This window comes from Pigmentiphaga sp. NML080357, from assembly GCF_002188465.1.
Classification (GTDB): Bacteria; Pseudomonadota; Gammaproteobacteria; order Burkholderiales; family Burkholderiaceae_B; genus Pigmentiphaga.
On the sequence record NZ_NINW01000054.1, the window covers coordinates 1 to 1209 of the forward strand.

Consider the following 1209-nt stretch of genomic DNA (forward strand, 5'->3'; position numbering starts at 1 on the left):
TGACCTGCTCGGATTTTTCACACCACTGGGATTTGGAATCTAGCTTCGGTTGGTAATCTTGATGCAGCGACCTGGGCGGCCTGCTGCGGTGTCAAATAGCCTAGACTGGAGTGCGGCCTGACGGTGTTGTAATGCTGGCGCCAGTCCTCAATCACGATGCGTGCCTCGGTCCGGTTGCGGAACCACTCCATGTTCAGGCACTCGTCGCGCAGCTTACCGTTAAAACTCTCTGTCGTGCCGTTCTGCCAGGGCTTGCCTGGGTCGATCAACGCTGTCTCGATGCCCTGATCCACAATCCATTGCAGCAAGGCATGCGAGACGAATTCCGGGCCATTGTCCGAGCGCAGGTAGCGCGGTGCCCCGCGGTCGCTAATCAGGCGGGCCAGTATCTCGATCACTCTGCGCGAACGGATCGACCCGGCCACATCAATGGCCAGGCACTCCCGCGTGTACTCATCGACTAGCGTCAGGCATTTAATCTGCTGGCCGTTGGCGCATGCGTCAAAGACAAAATCGTAGGACCAGACCTGGTTGGCCCGAGTCGGCGTCAGCGGACGCGGGCGAGAGGCTGCCACGCGGCGTCGAGGCCGTTTACGGGGCACCTGCAGCCTCGCCACGTTCCACAACCGCCACGCCCGGGACATGCTCATCGCATGCCCCTCTCGGGCCAGAAATATGCTGATCCGCCGATACCCATACCGGGGATACTGCGCCGAGAGCGCCTTCATCCTCGCCACCACCGGCGCGTCCTTGTGTGCCTTGGTAGGCTCGTAGCGCAACCCCGAACGGGATACTTCATATAGCGTACAGGCTCGGCGCTGGGATACCCCCAGCGAGCAAGCCAGCCGGGCCTGCTCCTGCCGAACCTGTACGCTCACCACTTTCGGCGGCTGACCTCCTTCATCACCTCGATCTCCAGGTCCCGCTCGACTAGCAGCTTGCGCAGTCGTGCGTTCTCGGCCTCGACTTCCTTGAGCCGGCGCACTTCGTCCACGCCAAACTCCCCGAACCGCTTGCGCCAGCCGTAGATGCTCTGCTCGCTCACCCCGTGCCGCTTGGCCACATCGGCCACCGGGTCCCGGTCGGCCTCACGCAGTATCCGCACAATCTGCTCTTCGCTGTACCTTGCCTTCTTCATCTCGCTTCCTTCTCGCGTCGGAAGCTATTTTCTCAAACACCGTGTGGCGCGAATTTCTCAGAGCAGGTCAG

Annotated in this window: 1 protein-coding gene; it reads right to left on the reverse strand. The window is 61.5% G+C overall.

Features of this window, described 5'->3' with window-relative positions; translation table 11 throughout:
- Positions 1–17: 17 nt before the first annotated feature.
- Positions 18–1138, reverse strand: a protein-coding gene (locus CDO44_RS26180; protein ID WP_233146373.1) for an IS3 family transposase whose coding sequence is annotated in 2 segments (ribosomal slippage) — positions 18–889 and positions 889–1138 — 1122 coding nt in all. Because the reading frame shifts where the segments join, the coding sequence is not laid out codon by codon here.
- Positions 1139–1209 lie beyond the last annotated feature (71 nt).